We start from the raw sequence: 19,253 nt of genomic DNA, 5'->3' as shown, positions 1-19,253 counted from the left end.
TCAGAACTCCATGTGCAACCCGAACAAGTCGGGATCCAGAATGCTCTCCACGTATTCGATGATTGTGCGGTCTTCTTCGCGTGTTAGCCGCCGTAGCCGTAACATAGCATCGCCAGCTTTACGGCCCATCACGGCAGCGTCGTCGGCGGACAGAGACGGCTCGACACCGGCCCATTCTGCACCGTTTGCAATCGTCAAACCACGATTTTGCAAGGTAGTATTGAGCGATCCGTCGACAAGGCCAACCTGCAGAACCTCATTCAGAGTATCGCGCCAAGGCACCCTGCTCCGCTCAAGCGAAACACCCGTGCCTATATTGTCCAAATACCGGAGGCGATCAACAATCAGACAGTCCGTTCCAAGTGGAATTTCAGCGCACGGAATGTCCATCGGCCCGCGTTCCAGACGTAAAACACGGGTGGATAACTGAACTGTGGAAGACGAAAGCGCCAGCGTCCAACCTGCCTGATCATCAATCGTCACGCCATCGAATGTCACAAACGATCCAATCCCACTTTTGGTCGTGATCAATCCTTTACTGGACAACATTTCGAGACTTTTTCGAACGGTGCTGCGACTGACCGCAAACCGCTTAACCAGGGCATTTTCGCTCGCTAGCGCATCGCCACGGCTAAGCACACCCGTGCGAATTTCACTTTCAAGGGCATGGGCAATGCGCTTCGATTTTGAAGCGCCAATCAGCGCCAGTCCTGTTTTATCATGTTTAGACTTGTCCATACCTGTATGCTATCTTGATACACTGCCATCTGTCAATGAGAGAGATTGCCGAGGGGAATTACGCTCAAACCCCAGCACACCTTCCGAATTTACACGCAAAAAGGCGTAAGCCGCCGTTCAAGCGAATGCACCGAATTGGACCTGGGTCGTGCACCTTTCCAGCTTGCACGTTGCGCACCGAAGGTCAGGTATTTCAAATTCGGGCCAACGGGTCTGCGGCAGCTCTGGGCTGAACACTACCATTCGTGCCATGTCAGAGAATTTCGCATTGAAACTTTACCCATTCATCCAGCAGCCCTTTGAAAACTGTGTTGCGATGCGGCTTCGTTTCGAGTTTCTTCACTTAGGAATGGCCTTGTCCGCGGCCGGAACAGTGAACCAATCGCTTTCGAGGAACATGAGTGCCGTGAAACCTGATAGACCGCACCACCACGCCAGGAACGGCACCTTTCGCAATCCGCCCGGCAGTCCCGTGCGGGATGCCACCTTTGGAGAGATGTTCAGATTCATCATCGGCGAACTCTTTTCGTCCTCCAAACAGGCGGTTCCAAAGGATCATGTCCTGACACAAGCCGAATTTGATCAACAGCTCGCCGCGGTTGGCAACCCGAGCCTCACTTGGCTTGGTCATTCAGCTTTTATCCTCCGCCTCGGCGGGCGCGTTATCCTAACGGATCCCTTTTTGGGCGAAACGGCAGGACCGTTGGGGTTTGGGCCTAAACGCTATGTAAGGGCTCCTATGACAGGGGCAGGTCTGCCCAAGGCGGATGTCCTGCTGGTTAGCCACAACCATTATGACCACCTAGATGCTCCGACAATCGAGGCCTACCCCCACAAGGAGCATACACAGGTTATTGTGCCACTTGGGTTGGGCGCGTTTTTTACCAAACGTGGATACAGAAAGGTTCAGGAGCAGGACTGGTGGGACGTATGGACTTCCGGGGACCTCAGGATCGAAACTCTGCCAGCCATTCATCACTCAGGTCGCGGGATAGGTGATCACAGGAAAACACTCTGGGCCAGCTTCGGGATCACCACAGCCGAGGGAAAGGTCTGGTTTTCGGGCGATACCGCCAACGGAGAGATCTTTGAAGAGATTGGCCGTCGTGCCGGGCCATTTGATCTCGCGCTGGTTGCGATTGGCGCTTACACGCCGCGCAGCCTTATGAAATCGGTCCATGTTACGCCGGAAGAAGCCATAGATGTCGTGCGCAGGCTCGGCGCCAGATCAACGATCGGCATGCATTGGGGCGCGATCGCGCTGACGCCGGAAAACCCTTTCGACGCACCCACTCGTTTCAAACGCGCGGCAGAGGCTCAAGGATTTTGCGCCGGGAATGCGGTGACCTTGCGGATCGGTGAAAGCCGTAACCTGAACAGTACAACCCTTGGTCTTATTGACGGAGAGCACAGAGCTTGATCCGTCTTTTCGGGGAAGACCGTGTTGGGATGGATCCGGTCAGCCCGTGAGGCAGAACAGAGCAGCGGAGGCCTGCATTTGGTGCAAGATCAAGCGACGTAGAGCGTCAAACAGGCTTTGCACTCAATGCACCATATGTTCGAAATGCGTGTACGTCAGATTTGAATGCGGGATTAAGAATGCGCTGGCCAAGTTTTGTTTGATCCGCAAAGGTGACAGTTTGACCATTTTTCAAATTCCCATTCCCTTGAGGCCCTCATGCAACCCCAATCAATGACATTCAAAGAGAAGCTATCTAACCCAACCATACGACTGACAGCACATGTCTGCACCATTCCCTCTGCAGCAGTGACGCAAGCCATGGCAGCCGCCCGCAGCGACGCGGTCATAATTGATATGGAACATGGCGCAATTGATTACGCGACAGCCCATGCAATGATTGCTGCAACAGCAGGTACATCTTGTGCTCCGCTTGTCCGCGTCACAGAAAACGAATCAGCGCAGGTAAAACGCGTTTTGGATCTTGGCGCTGAAGGTATCGTATTTCCGTTGATACGTACTGCTAAGGATGCTGAGCAGGCTGTTGCGTCTCTGCGTTATCCACCAAATGGCACGCGGGGTTTCGGACCCTTCCTCGCACATTCCCGCTGGGGTACCTCATTGATGGAATACCGCGAGTCGGTCGATGGTCATCTGGTATGCTGTCTGCTGGTCGAGACGCGGGATGCAGTTGAAAACATTGAAGCAATTTGCGCAGTGCCAGGGATCGATGCAATCATTCCAGCGCAGTTTGACCTGTCGACAGATTTAGGTGTTTCTGGTCAATTCGACCACCCTGATTTTCTCGCTGCCGTCGCAAAAGTCGAAGACGCTGCGAACTCGGCAGGCATCCCACTGGGTAACGTGGGTCTTGCTAAACCTCAGGCTGATGCGCTTCTTGCAAAAGGTTACCGCATTATCGCAGGCTTTGATATTCTATGGCTCAAGGCAATGGCTGCAGAAACTCAATCCTGGATACGATAAGGCCGGTCGTTTTCAGATATCTACGCATCTCTGACATTGGTTCACTTGTGGTCTAGACCTCTTGTCCCGCAAGCCCGCATCGAGGACTATGGACAAGGAACTTCGCATGCGCAGTAAAGTTGATACTGCATTTTTCTCAAATGCCATGAAAGGGCGGGTAGCGGCATTTGAGACGAAATGAACCCCGACGATTCTGACTACCAGAACCGCTTGAAGGTCGGCAATGCGATGGGCACGGGCTTTGCAAAGTGCAGGAAACGGGCCAGGCGCCCATCTACTGACGAACTTAACACTTAGCTTTTTTGCCGCTCAGACCAAGGCATTGCAGAGCAATTGAGACTATTATTTTATCACCATCACGCAGCGCGAGAAGATCGACTTCGGACGGCATTATTTTTTCGACGAACGCCCTATCGCCTCATCAACTGGCCCTGCCTGGTAAGAAACGGCGATCGCGGAGAAGAGAGCTAGAAGGTGTTTTGCAATGCGATCGAGTGAAGAGGTCTGCTCGCACTGTCATTTTATGCAAACCAGAGAGTGTTGATGGCTATCACCCGTCGCTTTAGCAGATCTTGTTTCGGCGGTAGCAGCAAAAAATAAATAGTTTACGCGCGATAACTTAAATCTTTACATGTTCTGTTTTTTCGAGCAAATTCAAACCAGAAATACCATAGCTCCAACGGAAGTTTTCGCGAATGAGCGATCCAAAAATCAAAAATATGGAGGATTTCGCTACAGTTAGCGGAATTTCCCGTCCGACCCTTTCAAAGTATTTCAACGATCCGGAAAGTGTTCGTAAATCCACGCGTGAGAAAATTGAAACTGCGTTAAAGAAACATGACTATCGGCCAAACGTTTATGCCGTCAATCAGAACCGACGTCAGACCAAGAATATCGGGCTCGTGGTCCCCAATTTAACTGACCCGTTTTTTGCTGGAATTGCACGAACGATTGAGGGGCTTATCGTCAAAGCGGGTTTCAATCCATTATTGCTCAGCTCCCATGGCGGACCGGAACAAGAGATTTCCAACCTTGAGAGCCTTCGCTCCATTAAGCCAGCGGGTGTGTTGTTGGCGCCTCTCGGCCGAGCATCGCTTGTTGAACAGGTCGCGGCGTTCGCCAATGAAGTTCCTACGGTACTATTCGACGCCAACCTCGAAAAGGTCGGCGAGGCGTTCTTTGGCTCCGACAACAATCAAAGTATCAGCTTGATTGTCGACTATTTATGCCGTTCCGGAGAGCCGCCGCTGTTTTTCGAGTTGAAGACGCCGATAAATCCAAATGCCTACAAACGACGCTCGGCCTATATAGCCGCGATGGAGAGATTGGGGCATGAGCCGCATTTGATCCAAGTTGATGGGCAGGGTTGGAATTTTGAGGAAATCGGCTTTCGCGAAGGCGGGCGGATTCTGACGCGCCAGAAATTGCCCACAAATACGATATTGTGCTCAAACGACAGGCTCGCAATCGGTTTGCTGTCTGCGGCATTTGAGAACGGTATCAAGGTTGGTTTGGATGCGGGTGCTTCACTTAGGATCGCGGGACACGACGATCACCCTTTCTCGCGGTTTACCTGCCCCAGTCTGACTACCGTCTCGCAGGATTATGATGCGATCGCCGCAAGAAGTGTTGAGACGATTTTATCGCTGATCCAATCCAAAGAGTGTATGAAGACGCGCGAGGAAACGTTATTTGAGGGCAGATTGGAGATGCGTGGCTCTGCATAAGGTCATGAAAGCATGGTGGGAATTTTTATATATTTACGCGCGTAAATAATTTGATTGACGCGAAGCAATCATGATTGCTAGCGTTACACACCACATCCAATCTAGGGAGGAATCGGATGTCTTTTAAGAAAGCACTTTGCGCAGCTAGCGCTATTGCTCTTATGTCGGGCTCTGCCGCGACCGCTGAAAGCCTCACAATCGCGATCGTGAACAACGGCCACATGATCAACATGCAAACCGTTGCAAAGGCGTATACGGATGAAACTGGTGTCGAATTAAACTGGGTATCTCTGGAAGAAGGCGTTTTACGCGAACAAGTTACATCTGACACCGCGACGGGTGGTGGTCAGTACGACGTCATCAACATCGGAATGCAGGAGGCACCCATTTGGGGTGCAGCAGGATGGATCGAGCCGCTGAATTTTAGCGCTGACTACGATGTGGATGATATCCTGCCCGCGATGCGCAATGGCCTGTCACACGAAGGCACACTCTATGCCGCGCCATTTTATGGTGAATCGTCGATGGTGATGTACCGCAAAGACCTGACCGACGCAGCTGGCGTGACCATCGCTGACAACGACAGCTGGGACAACGTCAAGGCAGCCGCCTCTGCGATCCACGACCCGGACAACGGCGTTTATGGTGCATGTCTGCGCGGCAAGCCCGGCTGGGGTGACAACATGGCGTTTATCACCACAGTTGTGAACTCCTTTGGTGGCGCATGGTTTGACGCGGACGGACATCCGCAGCTGGACAGCCCGGAATGGAACGCAGCCATTAACTTCTATGTTGACCTTTTGGGCAACTATGGCCCTCCGGGTTCTGAAGGAAACTCGTTCAACGAAATCCTAGCGCTGTATAACGAAGGCAAGTGTGGCTTGTGGATTGATGCAACCATTGCAGCTTCGTTCCTTGAAGTTGACGGTGTTGCATACGCTCAATCGCCGAACGCCGGTAACCCAGTTGGGGCGAATTGGCTTTGGGCATGGGCAATGGCAATTCCCGCTGGTTCTCCGAACGCCGAAGCGGCTGCAGATTTCATCGAATGGGCAACGTCGAAAGACTACGTTCAAGCTGTAGGCAACCACGCTGAGTTTGGCTGGGGCTCTGTTCCCACGGGTCAGCGCGCGTCGACCTATGCGATCCCTGAATTTCAGGCCGCGGCAAGCTTTGCAGCAGCTGAACTGGCTGCGATCGAAAGCGCCGCACCGGGTTCAACTGATCTGAAACCTTACGTTGGTGTTCAGTTTGCAGCGATCCCAGAATTCCCGGAAGTAGGCTCGGCAGTTGCACAGGAAATGGCAGCCGCTTTGTCTGGCGCTAAGTCGGTTGAAGACGCTCTTGCTGCATCGCAAGAAGCAGCTGATGCGATCATGCGCGAAGCTGGCTACTACGAATAATCGCCAAAAGAGAGGGCTTGGTTCGATCAAGCCCTCTCCCCTACCCCGTCGCTTGTAATGTATTGCCAACCTAGCGACACTTAGATTCAGAAATTCGCAACTAATAAGTCACGAGCAACACGCACTTTACGTTTTGCTGGGAGGAAAGATTTATGTCTGACAGAAAGCTTCCTCGGCTTCTTCAAACACCTGCGGTACTGCTGCTCTTAGTTTGGATGCTGATCCCACTTGGGATGACTTTATACTTCTCGTTCATTCGGTATGTGCTGAACAACCTGCGCCGCCCGGAATGGACGTCACCAAGCCCGAGCAACTGGCGCGGTTTCGGCAACTATGAATTTGTTCTGAAATCAAAAGACTTCTTTCTCGCCATCCAGAATAGCCTTTTCATTGTGTGCAGCATATTGTTCCTGACTGTAATTCTGGGCATCTTGATTGCGGTGCTGATCAACAAGACTTTTCCGGGACAGGGAATTGTACGTGTATTGCTGATCTCACCCTTCTTTGTCATGCCTGCGGTCAATGCTGTTCTCTGGATCAACATGATCCTTGACCCTGTACTGGGTTTGCAGGGGATCGCCATCGCCGGGGTAAATGACGTTCTCGATGGCCTCAGACAAATACCCATTTTGGGGGCGTTCTTTTCACTCTGGCCAGAATTCGAACCGATTTCCTTCCGAGCGACACAAACATCGGCCATCGCTGTGATCATGATGGTGACGTGGCAATGGACACCCTTTGCCGTCCTTATTTTCATGACCTCGCTTCAATCCGAAGATCAGCAACAGAAAGAAGCGGCTGTTTTGGATGGCGCGAACACATGGTCTCAGTTCCGCTTTTTGACTTTGCCGCACCTGGGTCGACCAATTGCGATTGTGGTAATGATCCAGGCGATTTTCCACCTGTCGCTTTACGCAGAAATCGAAATTGTAAGCCGGGGCAACGGCAACAAGAACTTGCCCTATTTGATTGGTGAATTTGCCAATAACAACATCGGTGCAGCCAGTGCCACGGGCATCTTCGCTGTTATCCTTGCCAACATCGTAGCCATATTTTTGCTTCGTATGGTCGGCAAGACCTTGATGGAATAGGGGATAAAATCATGGCAATCGTGGCGCAATCCTCAAAATTTAGCACTTATGGGCGACCGGTTTTGGCTTGGGGTATCGGCCTGCTCTTCTTCTTTCCTATCTTTTGGATGGTTGTGACGAGCTTCAAAACGGACGCCGACGCGGTGAAGCCCGAGCATCTGATCTTCTTCTCCCCGACGCTTGATAACTATTTGAACATGACTGACAACTACGATTATTGGCGGTTTGCTCGAAACTCAATTATCACCGCGGTTTCGGCGACCATCTTTACACTTTTTGTCGGTGTTCCAGCTGCTTATGCAATGGCATTCAACCCAAGCCGAGCAACCAAAGACGTTCTGATGTGGATGTTGTCGACCAAGATGCTTCCGGCGGCGGCGGTGCTTTATCCGATGATATTTCTCGCCAAAGGCATTGGGCTTTATGACACGCATATTCTGATCATTACCGTATTGAGCCTAATAAACCTGCCAATCGCAATCTGGATGCTGTTCACCTACTTCAAAGAGATCCCAAAGGATATCATCGAAGCGGGCAAGATGGACGGCGTCAACACTTGGGGTGAGATCAAAGAGATCCTTATTCCTCTTGCCTGGGGCGGTATCGCTTCGACCGCTCTGTTGGTTTTCATATTTTGTTGGAACGAAGCGTATTGGACCGTCCGCCTTACCACCATCGACGCGGCAACACTCTCCAAACTCATCGAAGGTAATCGGGCACCAGAAGGCCTGTTTTTCGGGCGGCTATCGGCCGTCTCAACGGCCGCCGTCGGACCGATCGTTATCCTTGGGTGGTTCTGTCAGAAACAACTTGTCCAAGGCTTGACCTTCGGCGCAGTGAAATAAGGGTAAGATCATGGGACGTATAGTACTTGATCAGGTGTCCAAAACCTTTGGCGATGTAGAGGTCATTCCACCGCTGGACCTGACCATAGAAGACGGCGAGTTTACAGTGTTCGTCGGCCCGTCAGGCTGTGGTAAATCCACACTGCTGCGCATGATTGCCGGACTTGAGGATTTGACCTCTGGCGCCATCGAAATTGACGGCGAAGACGTGACTGAGGTCTCGCCCTCGAAACGGGGCTTGGCCATGGTGTTTCAATCATATGCGCTTTACCCGCATATGACTGTGCGCAAAAATATTGGCTTTCCCCTTCGAATGGAGAAGATGCAGCAGACTGAAATCGACAAGCGCGTTGAAACAGCGGCGCAGTCGTTGAACCTGATGGATTATCTGGACCGCAAGCCGGGCCAGCTTTCCGGTGGACAGCGTCAGCGGGTGGCTATTGGTCGGGCCATTGTACGTAATCCTTCCGCTTTCTTGTTTGACGAACCTTTATCGAACCTTGATGCGGCTTTGCGCGTGGGCATGCGGCTTGAAATCAGCGAAATGCACGAACGAATGCGAACAACCATGATCTATGTGACGCATGATCAGGTTGAAGCGATGACAATGGCCAACAAGATCGTGGTGCTTCAGGCAGGCAGGATCGAGCAAGTCGGATCACCACTGGACCTTTATCACAAACCCCAGAACGTGTTCGTGGCAGGTTTCATCGGCTCGCCAAAGATGAATATCTTTTCAGGGCCAGAAGCGGAAAAGAATGGCGCGCATACTATCGGCATCCGGCCAGAGCACACCGATGTCAGCATGACCGCAGGCACTTGGGAAGGCCGCGTCGGGGTCGCTGAACATCTGGGTTCTGATACGTTTATCCATGTCAATGACACCGGATTGGCAGACATGTTCACGGTACGCATCACCGGGGATATCTCGGTGAAACACGGGGATAAGATCTACCTGACACCGCGAGCGGATCAGATCCATAAGTTCGACGTTCAGGGACAACGGATCGAATGAAACTGCGCGATGCAACACTAAGTGAACTTCCTGAAGGTGTCTTGCGCCCCGATTATGATCGCGCACAGCTGAAACCGGGCATTGTTCACATTGGCCTTGGTAATTTCCATCGCGCCCATCAAGCATGGTATCTGCATCGCCTGATGCAACAGGGCGAGGCGCTTGATTGGGCGATCATTGGAGCTGGCATTCGACCGTATGACAGCACCATGCGGCAAAAACTGTTGGCGCAAGACTGTCTGACAACTTTGATTGAGCTGGCCCCTTCGTGTTCGTCTGCCGAAGTGATCGGGTCGATGATAGATTACCTGCCAATTGAAGACGGGAACCGGCCCTTGATCGAACGGATGGCCCAATCCGATATCCGCATTGTTGCAATGACGGTGACTGAGGGAGGGTATTTCATTGATCCCGCTACAAAGGGATTTGACCCAACCCACCCAGACATTGCCCATGACAGCAACCATCCTGATATACCAAGAACTGCGTTCGGTGCGATTGTCGCGGCCCTACGTCTGCGCCGCGAAAACGGGATCGGTCCGTTCACATGCCAATGCTGCGACAACTTACAAGGCAATGGGGATGTGCTGCGACAAACGGTTGTGTCTTTGGCGCGGTTATCGGACCCGGCACTGGCAGACTGGATCGACACCAAGTGCAGCTTTCCCAACTCGATGGTCGACAGCATCGTGCCGGCAACCGGCCCCAGTGAATTGGCGTTGGCGCTGCAGTTGGGCATTGACGATCAGGCCCCGGTGACCCACGAAAACTTTCGCCAATGGGTGATCGAAGACGACTTTTGTGCTGGACGGCCCGATTGGGACAAAGTCGGCGCAACATTCACCGATAATGTTCATGGGTATGAGGCCATGAAAATTCGCATTTTAAACGGGGGGCATCAGGTGATTTCGGTGCCAGGCGAGGTGCTTTCCATCAAGACGATTGCAGATTGCATGGAACACGATCTGATCCGTCGGCTGTTCACCAAAGTCGCCGAGAATGAAATCGCCCCGTTGATCAAGCCAGTTTCGGATATGACCACCCGGGGCTACGTCACGCTGATCCGCCACCGGTTCTCGAACCCGAAAATCGTTGATACTACGCGCCGCGTGGCCTTTGATGGGTCGTCGCGTCATCCGGGTTTTATCATCCCATCGATCAGGGACGGATTGGCAAAAGGGATCGAAGTCGAGGGACTTGCCTTGGTTGAAGCGGCTTGGGCGCGAATGTGCGAAGGCACTCGTGAAGATGGCAGTGAAATTGAACCCAATGATCCACATTGGGTCGAATTGAATGCAAAAGCCCGAGAGGCCCGAGGAAATCCGCGTGCATGGCTTGAGATGCGTCAGTTTTATGGGGATCTAGCAGATGAACCGCAGTTCGCAGATTGCTTTGTAAAGTGGCTTAGTATGATTTGGGACGACGGCATGGAAGTTGCAATCGCATCCTATCTGACGCCCTAACACGAACAACAATTAGTACCACCATGTGTGCAAAAAAATCCCACAAATTTGCTCATTGAGGAAGTCCTATGATCCTGTGCTGCGGAGAAGCTCTCATCGATATGATACCCGAACAAACCCTGCTAGGGTCGGATGGGTATGTACCTCGATCAGGTGGTGCGATCTTTAATACTGCGATTGGCCTTGGGCGGCTGGGGTGTCGAACTGGCCTGCTTAGCGGTATTTCGACCGATATGTTCGGACACCAGCTTATGGCTGATTTGAGAGCAAGCAATGTCGATACCCGGGATGTAATTCGATCAGATCGCCCATCGACGTTGGCATTTGTCAAATTATCCGATGGTCACGCATCGTATTCGTTCTTTGACGAAAACTCGGCTGGGCGGATGATAGCACCCGATGATATGCCCAACACAATAGACGATGTTTCCGCTTTGTATTTCGGCGGTATCAGCCTCGCTTGTGGGCCGGGTGCCGACACATACAGAGAATTTGCTGAAACCCACGCGCGCAACCATATTGTGATGGTTGATCCCAACATCCGGCCCAATTTCATCACAGACGAACCAAGCTTTCGGGACCGCATTGAACGGATGATCAGGGTAGCAGACATTGTGAAAGTCTCCGACGAGGACTTAAACTGGATCGTTCCAAGTACGGATGCTCAAGAAGAAAAAGTAGCTCAATTACATAGGCTTGGCCCTTCAATAGTCATCTTAACACGGGGTCAATCCGGGGCGCATGCATGGTTGCCGGATGGGCGTTCAGTCTTTGCCGCCAGTCAGGCTGCCGATGTTGTTGACACGGTTGGCGCGGGGGATACGTTCAATGCTGGCGTGCTTGCAAACCTGTCTGAAGCAGGCCTTCTTACTAAAACCGCTATTCATTCGGCTTCAGAAAAAAACATCGCAGAAGCAATAGGCTTCGGTACACGAGTAGCAGCAATCAACGTCGGCCGAGCTGGCGCAAACCCACCTTGGCGCGAAGAAGTTTGAGACAGGAACTATGTGGTCGAGCGTTCTGCGTATCCAACACAGATATTTCTTCGGCTCCTAGCAACGATTGTTCGCACCCTTAATCAGAAACCCACGCTGCGTTAGGGCGAACAAACACGTGCCATGTGTTCTCAGAAACGGTCCCTGTTTCAGAGTTTTAGAAACTTTTGTGCAGGTCGGGCGGCTGTATCAAGCAACGCCTGTTTTTTGGCCGGTGAATGTCCGATGCACCGTCAGCCGTGAATTACACGCAGTCAGGACATTCCCGAAATGCCCCCGTCTTGCTGACTACTGAAATGCGGCAGTTGTGAGAATGGCTCCGAAAATGCCATTAATAGCAATCAAGCGCGCGGCGGTCACATTTTCTCGTAGATAGCACTGCACATCTCAATTTTTCCAAAGGGGTGGGTAGAGCTGTGTCACTGGACAAAGTGTCGCTCATCACTTTAGGATTCACACCGCAGCCCGAAAGACGGCAAAGCGACTGTGACACGTCATATTTGATGGAGCTGGACATCATGGAAAGTAGACCAGAGATCACGCCTGAGACACTTACGAAGTGGCAATATTTGGTCGACCAGATATCTGAAATTGCAGACGTGCCCGCCACGCTGATCATGCACACAAGCGACCAACACAATAATGTTTGTGTAAAAAGTACCGGCAACGAGAACCCCTATATTGAAGGGCAATCCTTCCTGCTTCATGATAAGTTATATTGCTTTGATGTGCTCGAAAATGATGCCGAGCTTTGCGTCGAAGATGCAGCCCACGACCCGCATTGGCACGATAACCCTGATATGGAATACGGAATGAGCTTCTATGTCGGGCTGCCCCTGAAATGGCCGGACGGTTCGGTTTTCGGGACCATTTGCATGTTGGATCGATTTCGAAACAAGCGCGCTCTGTCATTTCGCAATGGGCTACGTCAGTTCTCTCGCATTGTCGAAGACGACTTGGCCATGCTGGAGGAAATCGAACAACGGAGAAAGGCAGAGGCTTGTCTACAACAGGAGCTGGACTCGCGTGAAGAAATTATCAAGAAACGGACCCAAGACCTCGAAGATGCGAACACAGCACTACGGGTCTTGCTGAAAGGTGTCGAAAATTCGAAAAGCGAAGTCGAGGACCGTATCGTGCAACAGATCAGAGGGCTTGTTTTGCCCCATATCGGTCGGTTGCACCAACTGATCGAAGATGATGATCGTGCAATCGTTCACCTCGATATAGTTGAAACCAACCTCAAAAATATCACATCAACTTTCACCTGCAACTTGGCGCAAGCTTTGGTGGAATTGACGCCAACAGAGGCCGAAATCGTACAACTGATCGCTCAGGGACGCAGTACAAAAGAAATTGCCAAGACGTTGTCACGCGGCACCAGCACGGTCGAATTTCATCGCAATAATATTCGCCAAAAACTTGGCCTAACGCATCGTGGAAAAAACTTGCGGCAACACTTGGCGGCGTTGAGCTAGTATGGGGATTTCCCCCATATAAACCACATATTCTTCTAGCAGTGCAGTCCGTCGTTAGATCTCTAGGCTTGCCTTACTCCGCTTGTGTCGCGGTTTACAGCAACAGGGAGACCCTAGAAAGATGGATAAGAAAAACTTAAAACCAATCAAACTGAACGGGCAAAAAGATGCGTTGGCTCCAGGCCTCTCGCGACGTTCGTTTTTTATGGCCGCAGGTGCAGCAGGTGTCGGAACTGCAACCAGTTTGCTTACATCCACGTCGGTTCAGGCCCAGTCCACGGATTGGACACAACCCGGCAACAATAATCATGTCATTGAGTTGCAAAATGCAACCAGCCTTCCCGACGGCGCGGTAAGCATTGATTACTTTGGCCATTGTTCATTCAAGATTACATCACCCGGCGGTGCATCCGTCGTAGTTGACCCATGGCGCGATGACCCATCAGGTGCTTGGGGTTTGTGGTACAAGTACAAATACCCCGAAACCGTCACAGACATCACTCTTTCAACGCATACACATTTTGATCACGATGCCATCGACAGGCCCGTTTCAACAATGGTGTTGGACCGTATGGTCGGTACCTTCGAGTTTGCAGATCTGAAAATTACAGGCTTCGCCGATAAGCACGTTTGCAAGGCGCCGGGCTACTATAATTGGACCAATGCGCTTGCTGAATTTGGCGTTGAGGCCTGTGCGCCTAACAATGTCGGCCACATGGACATGGTCGTCTATCTGATCGAGACGGGTGGCATTCGCACTCTGATATGGGGGGACAACCGCGCCGATCCCGGCTCCGGCTTCTGGGAAGCGATCGGCCAAGTAGATGTCCTGACACTGCCTGTCGATGGCTCGGAACATATCCTGTCTTACGAACAGGGCAATGCGATCGTTGACCGGCTAAAGCCAAAAGTTGTCATTCCTACGCATTATCTCAATGAGACGACAACCTACACGCTATCAACATTGAGAAATGCCGATGATTGGGTCAAAAGCCAACAAAGCTTCAAATTTCTGGATAGCCCCAATCTTTCGCTAAACGCTGCGGATGTTGGGAATATGGATCGCGAGTTTATGTATTTTGGCAGTAACGTGGTCACCGCTTAGGCTGTTCCTAAAAATGGCAAAGAGCCAATATCGGCTCTTTGCCATTGACGCAGGGCTGTGTTGCGAAAATCGAGTGAAGGACGATATCCCCCCTACTCCGGACGGATTCATCCCAAGGCTTCGGCGCCTGGCCCGGTTGTTTGACAAAGCGGCACACCAATCAGGACTGGCAGCGCCACTGACAACAACATGAATGGAGCACAATAGTGGCAGACAATTGATGGCAGTGTTGACGTTGCTCGACCTTGGAAAAGCAGTCGTAAACTTGAATCTGATCCTGAACCGCGACGTACTCATCGATGGATACTCTGAGAACGTCTAAATTCCTGTCCTTATGCCGCGCAGGAACTGGACGGTTGATGTCAGAAACTGCAACGCAGTCCCCCCCCTCCCCACTTTGAGCTTGTTTCCATTATGTGCATTCGGTACTCAACCCGCACGCAGGGGAGTTCCAGCCAAGGAACTGAGAGGCGAATAGCAGCAGCGCTGCAGTGTCGCGACCCTTTGAACCTGACCCAGTTGATACTGGCGTAGGAAGCTAAGGGCGCACATCGCCTCATACTACTGATGTGCAAACTGACAAGGGCTGTCGTGTATCTGCCCGTTTCCCAAGCCGAAACTCATCTGGTGTCTTTTTGAGTAAGCTGCTTGAGGAGCACCATAATGAACGTCCCTAATCCCAAAATCACCACAGGTGAAATGCCTGCATCGCGCAAAATCTATGTAAGCGGCACGATGTTTCCAGACATTCGCGTCCCTATGCGTGAGATTTCGGTTCACCCCACCGCAGGAGAAGCGCCCTTGCCGGTCTATGACAGTTCGGGGCCCTACACTGATCCAACTATTCTGACGGACATCCGGCGCGGCTTGGAGCCGCTGCGGCGCGAGTGGATCAAAGCCCGTGCCGATGTGGAAGAGTATGAAGGCCGTGATATCAAACCTGCCGACAATGGCTATGTCCAAGGCGATCACCTAACCCCGGGATTTCCCGTGAAACCGCGCCCACTGCGCGCGAAAGATGGAAAATCCGTCACACAATTGGCCTATGCCCGCGCAGGTATTGTCACCCCAGAGATGGAATTCATTGCTATTCGCGAAAACCAATTGCGCGAGACCGCGCCCCAAGCACGCGATGGAAATGACTGGGGCGCGAATATACCCGATTATGTGACCCCCGAATTTGTCCGTGACGAAGTGGCGGCAGGACGCGCAATCATTCCCGCGAATATCAACCACCCAGAATCCGAGCCGATGATTATCGGGCGTAATTTCCTAGTGAAAATCAACGCCAATATGGGCACCTCGGCTGTCACCTCTTCGATGGAAGAAGAAGTAGACAAGATGGTGTGGTCGACCCGTTGGGGCGCAGATACCATTATGGATCTGTCAACCGGGCGCAATATTCATAACACCCGCGAATGGATCATCCGCAACAGCCCTGTGCCAATCGGGACGGTGCCAATGTATCAAGCTCTGGAAAAGGTGAATGGCATCGCCGAAGACCTGACATGGGAGGTGTTTCGCGACACACTCATTGAACAGGCTGAACAGGGTGTTGATTACTTCACGATTCATGCTGGCGTCCGTCTGCATATGGTCCCGATGACTGTGAACCGCGTGACGGGTATCGTCTCGCGCGGTGGGTCCATCATGGCCAAATGGTGCCTACATCATCACCGCGAAAGCTTTCTGTATGAACACTTCTCTGAGATTTGCGATATCTGTCGACAGTATGATGTGTCCTTCAGTCTTGGAGACGGGTTGCGCCCCGGCTCGATCGCTGATGCCAATGATGAGGCGCAATTTGCTGAACTGGAAACCCTTGGCGAGCTGACCAAAATCGCATGGGCAAAGGACTGCCAGGTGATGATCGAAGGGCCGGGCCACGTCGCCATGCACAAGATCAAAGAGAATATGGACAAGCAACTTGCGTGCTGCGACGAGGCACCGTTCTACACACTTGGCCCCCTTACGACCGACATCGCACCGGGATATGACCACATCACCTCTGGCATCGGTGCGGCCATGATCGGTTGGTTCGGCTGCGCGATGCTGTGTTATGTGACTCCCAAAGAACATCTTGGGTTGCCTGATCGCGATGATGTGAAGACCGGCGTCATCACCTATAAGATTGCAGCCCATGCAGCCGATCTTGCCAAGGGCCTGCCAGGGGCCCAACGGCGGGATGATGCGCTGTCTCGGGCACGGTTCGAGTTCCGCTGGGAAGACCAGTTCAACCTGTCATTAGATCCGGACACTGCCCGGGAATTCCACGATCAAACTCTGCCAAAACAAGCGCATAAGGTGGCCCATTTCTGCTCTATGTGCGGGCCCAAATTCTGCTCTATGCGGATCAGCCACGACATCCGGGCCGAAGCGCAGAAAGAGGGAATGGAGGCTATGGCGGCAAAGTTCCGTGCCGGTGGCGACCTTTACATGCCGGTAGATGAATCTGGCGCTAAGCCAGACGAATGATCACCAAAGCAGGAGTGGGCGTTGCCCGTCACGACATGTGAGAAAAGCAAAGTACAGGGGGCAACGCGTATTCGTTGTTGCCCCACAGAACCGCTGCTTCGAGAGCACGCCCAAACGTGGCGAACAGCGCAAGTACTCTCCGTAGGTGCCTGCATCACCATTGATCCGTTTTAGCTTTTAGCAATCACTCGCCACACTCCGCATGAATGTCTTTTGTTGGCAGATCACTTGGGATTTCAGCGACACAGGCTTTCTAGCAAATGGAGCTTGCGCCCAAAAGGAACTCGGCTGCGTATGACCGCGACCTAAGTTAAATTGTGGAGGCCAAAATACAGCATTGATTGCAAATCGCTTGAGCTTTAGCCATCTTCTACAGCATGGATTTTCTGACAGTCAATCATAGCAGTTTCCTGATCGTGATGTCGTGCGTCGTTGCGCTTGTCGCTGGGTTCACAGGGCTTTCGCTCACGCGCGATCTTTCAGATAAGCCAATGCTTCAGAAAAAGGCATCGATCGCACTTGGAGCCATCGCTCTGGGTGGAGGCATTTGGGCTATGCATTTTGTGGCAATGCTCGGCTTGAAACTTCCAATCCTTTTCTACTATGACGCGGCAATCACACTTGTATCGGCGCTGTCTGCGATCCTCATTGTTGGTGCGGCGCTGATCCTTTTGCACTTTGCTGATCGCACACCGTTCATCATTTCCCTATCAGGTGTCATCGTCGGGATCGGCATTTTGGTAATGCACTACATTGGCATGGCTGGATTAGAACTATGCCGTGCCGTCTATACAACCTCAGGAGTTATTTATTCGTCGCTTGTGGCCGTCGCTTTGTGCATTCTCGCCTTCTGGATCGCCTATGGAAAGCGTACCAATCGCAACATCGTGTTGGGGACGATCTGTTTTGCGATCGCCGTCTGCTCAGTTCACTTTCTGGCCGTCGCAGAAACTAATTTTGTACAAGAGCCTAACGTCGCCGAATTTGGCCCCGCAATGAGCAACGAAACCTTGGCGCTTGGCGTGATCTTTTTTAGCTTCATAATCTTCGGGGCTTGTCTGTGGGTCAGCGTAACGTATTTGGTACCTCCAAGTACCGAAGACCCCGTGCCGGTAGACCCGAGTGAAAAGCCAGAGCCCATAGCGGAATTGCAGATCCCTTGCGAAAGCGACGGGACCAAGGTTTTCGTACGGGCACGGGATGTTCTGCTTGTGCGCGCCGATGGGCACTATACCCAAATTTACACTGAGCATGATCGCCTGTTTTGTGTTTGGTCAATCACGGTTGCCTCCAAACGTCTTTTGCCTCGGGACTTCTTGCAAACGCATCGCAGCTATTTGGTGAACCCAATTCGTGTTTCGCGCTTTGAGCGAACAAAAGATAAGGGGCGATGTTTGTTTGATGGGGTCGATCTTCCGCCTGTTCCAGTAAGCCGTTCCAAATTGAAAGCGGTTCAAGATGCGCTTGCATCGCAGCCCGGCGTCGTTCGTGCATAGAGAGGCGCATTTCGTGCAAAAGACCCGTTTTTCGTTGATTTTTTAGTGCTGTAGGTAAGCCCGGCATGCAGTCTCTCCCCTAGCAAGAACAACTGCTTTTTAGGGAGGAAAGCTGATGATTCCAGCCGCATTTGAATACTATCGCCCCAAGGATATGGCCGGAGTCCTGGCTGTCTTAGAAGAGCATGGAGATGATGCTCGTGTCATGGCAGGCGGGCACAGCCTGATCCCAATGATGAAATTGCGTATGGCCGACGTGCCCCATTTGATCGACCTTCAGGATGTAGGCGGCATGTCCGACATCGGAGTCGGCACCGACATGATCCGGCTTGGCGCCTTGGTGACCCAGGCCGACATTATCGATCATGTCGAGCTCTCAAAAGCTGCTCCAATCCTGCGCGAAGCTGCTTTGCAAATCGCTGATCCACAGGTGCGCTACATGGGCACTGTGGGCGGGAATGTTGCCAATGGAGACCCCGGCAACGATATGCCCGGCCTGATGCAGTGCCTTAATGCAATCTTCACAGTGGTTGGTCCAAACGGCGAGCGCGATATTCCAGCCCGCGCGTTTTACGAGGCTGCTTATGTTACTGCACGCGAAGACGAAGAGGTTTTGACCCACGTCGCGGTCCCAACGCCCAACGGTGGGTACGCCTACGAGAAACAAAAACGCAAGATTGGTGACTATGCGACGGCTGCTGCTGCAGTTCAGATCGTTAAGGACGGCGGCATTTGCGTCAGCGCCTCCATCGCAATGACAAACCTGAGCGACACACCGGTCTACTCTGAGGCTGCAGGCGAAGCGCTTCTTGGGACTTCAGTTGATACAGCAGCGCTTGATGCCTCAGTCGCAGCAATGCTGGGCGACATCGAACCAACCGAGGACAACCGCGGTCCGGTAGCTTTCAAAAATCATGTGGCAGGCGTCATCCTTCGCCGCGCAATTCTGACCGCCTGGTCGCGGGCGTAAGGAGAACAT

15 protein-coding genes and 1 riboswitch are annotated in these 19,253 nt (G+C 52.2%); of the genes, 14 read left to right on the top strand and 1 reads right to left on the bottom strand.

Features of this window, described 5'->3' with window-relative positions:
* A complete protein-coding gene (locus ABWV33_RS09565; RefSeq protein WP_353330365.1) occupies window positions 1-738 on the bottom strand; it encodes a GntR family transcriptional regulator in 738 nt (245 codons plus the stop codon).
* A 406-nt stretch (window positions 739-1,144) separates the two neighbouring features.
* Between ABWV33_RS09565 and ABWV33_RS09560 the strand changes: the two genes are divergently transcribed.
* The 14 genes from ABWV33_RS09560 (at window position 1,145) to ABWV33_RS09495 (ending at window position 19,244) form a co-directional block, all read left to right on the top strand.
* The gene (locus tag ABWV33_RS09560; protein WP_353330363.1) at window positions 1,145-2,158 is read left to right on the top strand and encodes an MBL fold metallo-hydrolase; all 1,014 of its coding nucleotides are present in this window, start codon (window positions 1,145-1,147) and stop codon (window positions 2,156-2,158) included.
* 258 nt (window positions 2,159-2,416) lie between these two features.
* A complete protein-coding gene (locus ABWV33_RS09555; protein ID WP_353330361.1) occupies window positions 2,417-3,181 on the top strand; it encodes an HpcH/HpaI aldolase family protein in 765 nt (254 codons plus the stop codon).
* Window positions 3,182-3,876: 695 nt separating this feature from the next.
* Window positions 3,877-4,908, top strand: coding sequence for a LacI family DNA-binding transcriptional regulator (locus ABWV33_RS09550; RefSeq protein ID WP_164617845.1), 1,032 nt, complete (start codon window positions 3,877-3,879; stop codon window positions 4,906-4,908).
* A 116-nt stretch (window positions 4,909-5,024) separates the two neighbouring features.
* The gene (locus tag ABWV33_RS09545) at window positions 5,025-6,311 is read left to right on the top strand and encodes an ABC transporter substrate-binding protein (protein WP_113823249.1); all 1,287 of its coding nucleotides are present in this window, start codon (window positions 5,025-5,027) and stop codon (window positions 6,309-6,311) included.
* 152 nt (window positions 6,312-6,463) lie between these two features.
* Window positions 6,464-7,402: a carbohydrate ABC transporter permease gene (locus tag ABWV33_RS09540; RefSeq protein WP_353330359.1), complete on the top strand. Its 939-nt coding sequence runs from the start codon at window positions 6,464-6,466 to the stop codon at window positions 7,400-7,402.
* An 11-nt stretch (window positions 7,403-7,413) separates the two neighbouring features.
* Complete coding sequence (locus tag ABWV33_RS09535) at window positions 7,414-8,247, top strand: carbohydrate ABC transporter permease (protein ID WP_113823247.1); 834 nt, start codon at window positions 7,414-7,416, stop codon at window positions 8,245-8,247.
* 10 nt (window positions 8,248-8,257) lie between these two features.
* The gene (locus tag ABWV33_RS09530) at window positions 8,258-9,262 is read left to right on the top strand and encodes an ABC transporter ATP-binding protein (RefSeq protein WP_353330357.1); all 1,005 of its coding nucleotides are present in this window, start codon (window positions 8,258-8,260) and stop codon (window positions 9,260-9,262) included.
* Window positions 9,259-10,725, top strand: a complete 1,467-nt coding sequence (locus ABWV33_RS09525; protein ID WP_353330355.1) for a mannitol dehydrogenase family protein — start codon at window positions 9,259-9,261, stop codon at window positions 10,723-10,725. Before ABWV33_RS09530 ends, ABWV33_RS09525 begins: the two co-directional genes overlap by 4 nt.
* A gap of 68 nt (window positions 10,726-10,793) precedes the next feature.
* The gene (locus ABWV33_RS09520) at window positions 10,794-11,720 is read left to right on the top strand and encodes a carbohydrate kinase family protein (protein WP_353330353.1); all 927 of its coding nucleotides are present in this window, start codon (window positions 10,794-10,796) and stop codon (window positions 11,718-11,720) included.
* Window positions 11,721-12,238: 518 nt separating this feature from the next.
* On the top strand, window positions 12,239-13,198 hold the full coding sequence (locus ABWV33_RS09515) for a LuxR C-terminal-related transcriptional regulator (protein ID WP_353330351.1): 960 nt from the start codon (window positions 12,239-12,241) through the stop codon (window positions 13,196-13,198).
* 121 nt (window positions 13,199-13,319) lie between these two features.
* Window positions 13,320-14,303 (top strand): MBL fold metallo-hydrolase, encoded by a 984-nt coding sequence (locus tag ABWV33_RS09510; RefSeq protein ID WP_353330349.1) that lies wholly within the window; start codon window positions 13,320-13,322, stop codon window positions 14,301-14,303.
* 432 nt (window positions 14,304-14,735) lie between these two features.
* A riboswitch (TPP riboswitch) is annotated at window positions 14,736-14,857 on the top strand.
* 109 nt (window positions 14,858-14,966) lie between these two features.
* Window positions 14,967-16,778 (top strand): phosphomethylpyrimidine synthase ThiC, encoded by a 1,812-nt coding sequence (gene thiC / locus ABWV33_RS09505; RefSeq protein ID WP_353330347.1) that lies wholly within the window; start codon window positions 14,967-14,969, stop codon window positions 16,776-16,778.
* 377 nt (window positions 16,779-17,155) lie between these two features.
* A complete protein-coding gene (locus tag ABWV33_RS09500) occupies window positions 17,156-18,274 on the top strand; it encodes an MHYT domain-containing protein (RefSeq protein WP_353330345.1) in 1,119 nt (372 codons plus the stop codon).
* A 115-nt stretch (window positions 18,275-18,389) separates the two neighbouring features.
* Window positions 18,390-19,244: an FAD binding domain-containing protein gene (locus tag ABWV33_RS09495; protein ID WP_353330343.1), complete on the top strand. Its 855-nt coding sequence runs from the start codon at window positions 18,390-18,392 to the stop codon at window positions 19,242-19,244.
* Window positions 19,245-19,253: the final 9 nt, after the last annotated feature.

It is taken from the genome of Phaeobacter sp. NW0010-22 (assembly GCF_040365955.1).
Classification (GTDB): Bacteria; Pseudomonadota; Alphaproteobacteria; order Rhodobacterales; family Rhodobacteraceae; genus OMPR01.
This window is presented reverse-complemented; position numbering and strand designations above follow the sequence as displayed.

Bases quoted from the DNA above. Each gene is read 5' to 3' on its own strand.
- ABWV33_RS09500 (WP_353330345.1), top strand. From the start codon at position 17,156: ATGGATTTTCTGACAGTCAATCATAGCAGTTTCCTGATCGTGATGTCG.
- ABWV33_RS09510 (WP_353330349.1), top strand. From the start codon at position 13,320: ATGGATAAGAAAAACTTAAAACCAATCAAACTGAACGGGCAAAAAGAT.
- ABWV33_RS09545 (WP_113823249.1), top strand. From the start codon at position 5,025: ATGTCTTTTAAGAAAGCACTTTGCGCAGCTAGCGCTATTGCTCTTATG.
- ABWV33_RS09520 (WP_353330353.1), top strand. From the start codon at position 10,794: ATGATCCTGTGCTGCGGAGAAGCTCTCATCGATATGATACCCGAACAA.
- ABWV33_RS09540 (WP_353330359.1), top strand. From the start codon at position 6,464: ATGTCTGACAGAAAGCTTCCTCGGCTTCTTCAAACACCTGCGGTACTG.
- ABWV33_RS09555 (WP_353330361.1), top strand. From the start codon at position 2,417: ATGCAACCCCAATCAATGACATTCAAAGAGAAGCTATCTAACCCAACC.
- ABWV33_RS09525 (WP_353330355.1), top strand. From the start codon at position 9,259: ATGAAACTGCGCGATGCAACACTAAGTGAACTTCCTGAAGGTGTCTTG.
- ABWV33_RS09495 (WP_353330343.1), top strand. From the start codon at position 18,390: ATGATTCCAGCCGCATTTGAATACTATCGCCCCAAGGATATGGCCGGA.
- ABWV33_RS09530 (WP_353330357.1), top strand. From the start codon at position 8,258: ATGGGACGTATAGTACTTGATCAGGTGTCCAAAACCTTTGGCGATGTA.
- ABWV33_RS09535 (WP_113823247.1), top strand. From the start codon at position 7,414: ATGGCAATCGTGGCGCAATCCTCAAAATTTAGCACTTATGGGCGACCG.
- ABWV33_RS09550 (WP_164617845.1), top strand. From the start codon at position 3,877: ATGAGCGATCCAAAAATCAAAAATATGGAGGATTTCGCTACAGTTAGC.
- ABWV33_RS09565 (WP_353330365.1), bottom strand. From the start codon at position 738: ATGGACAAGTCTAAACATGATAAAACAGGACTGGCGCTGATTGGCGCT.
- thiC (WP_353330347.1), top strand. From the start codon at position 14,967: ATGAACGTCCCTAATCCCAAAATCACCACAGGTGAAATGCCTGCATCG.
- ABWV33_RS09515 (WP_353330351.1), top strand. From the start codon at position 12,239: ATGGAAAGTAGACCAGAGATCACGCCTGAGACACTTACGAAGTGGCAA.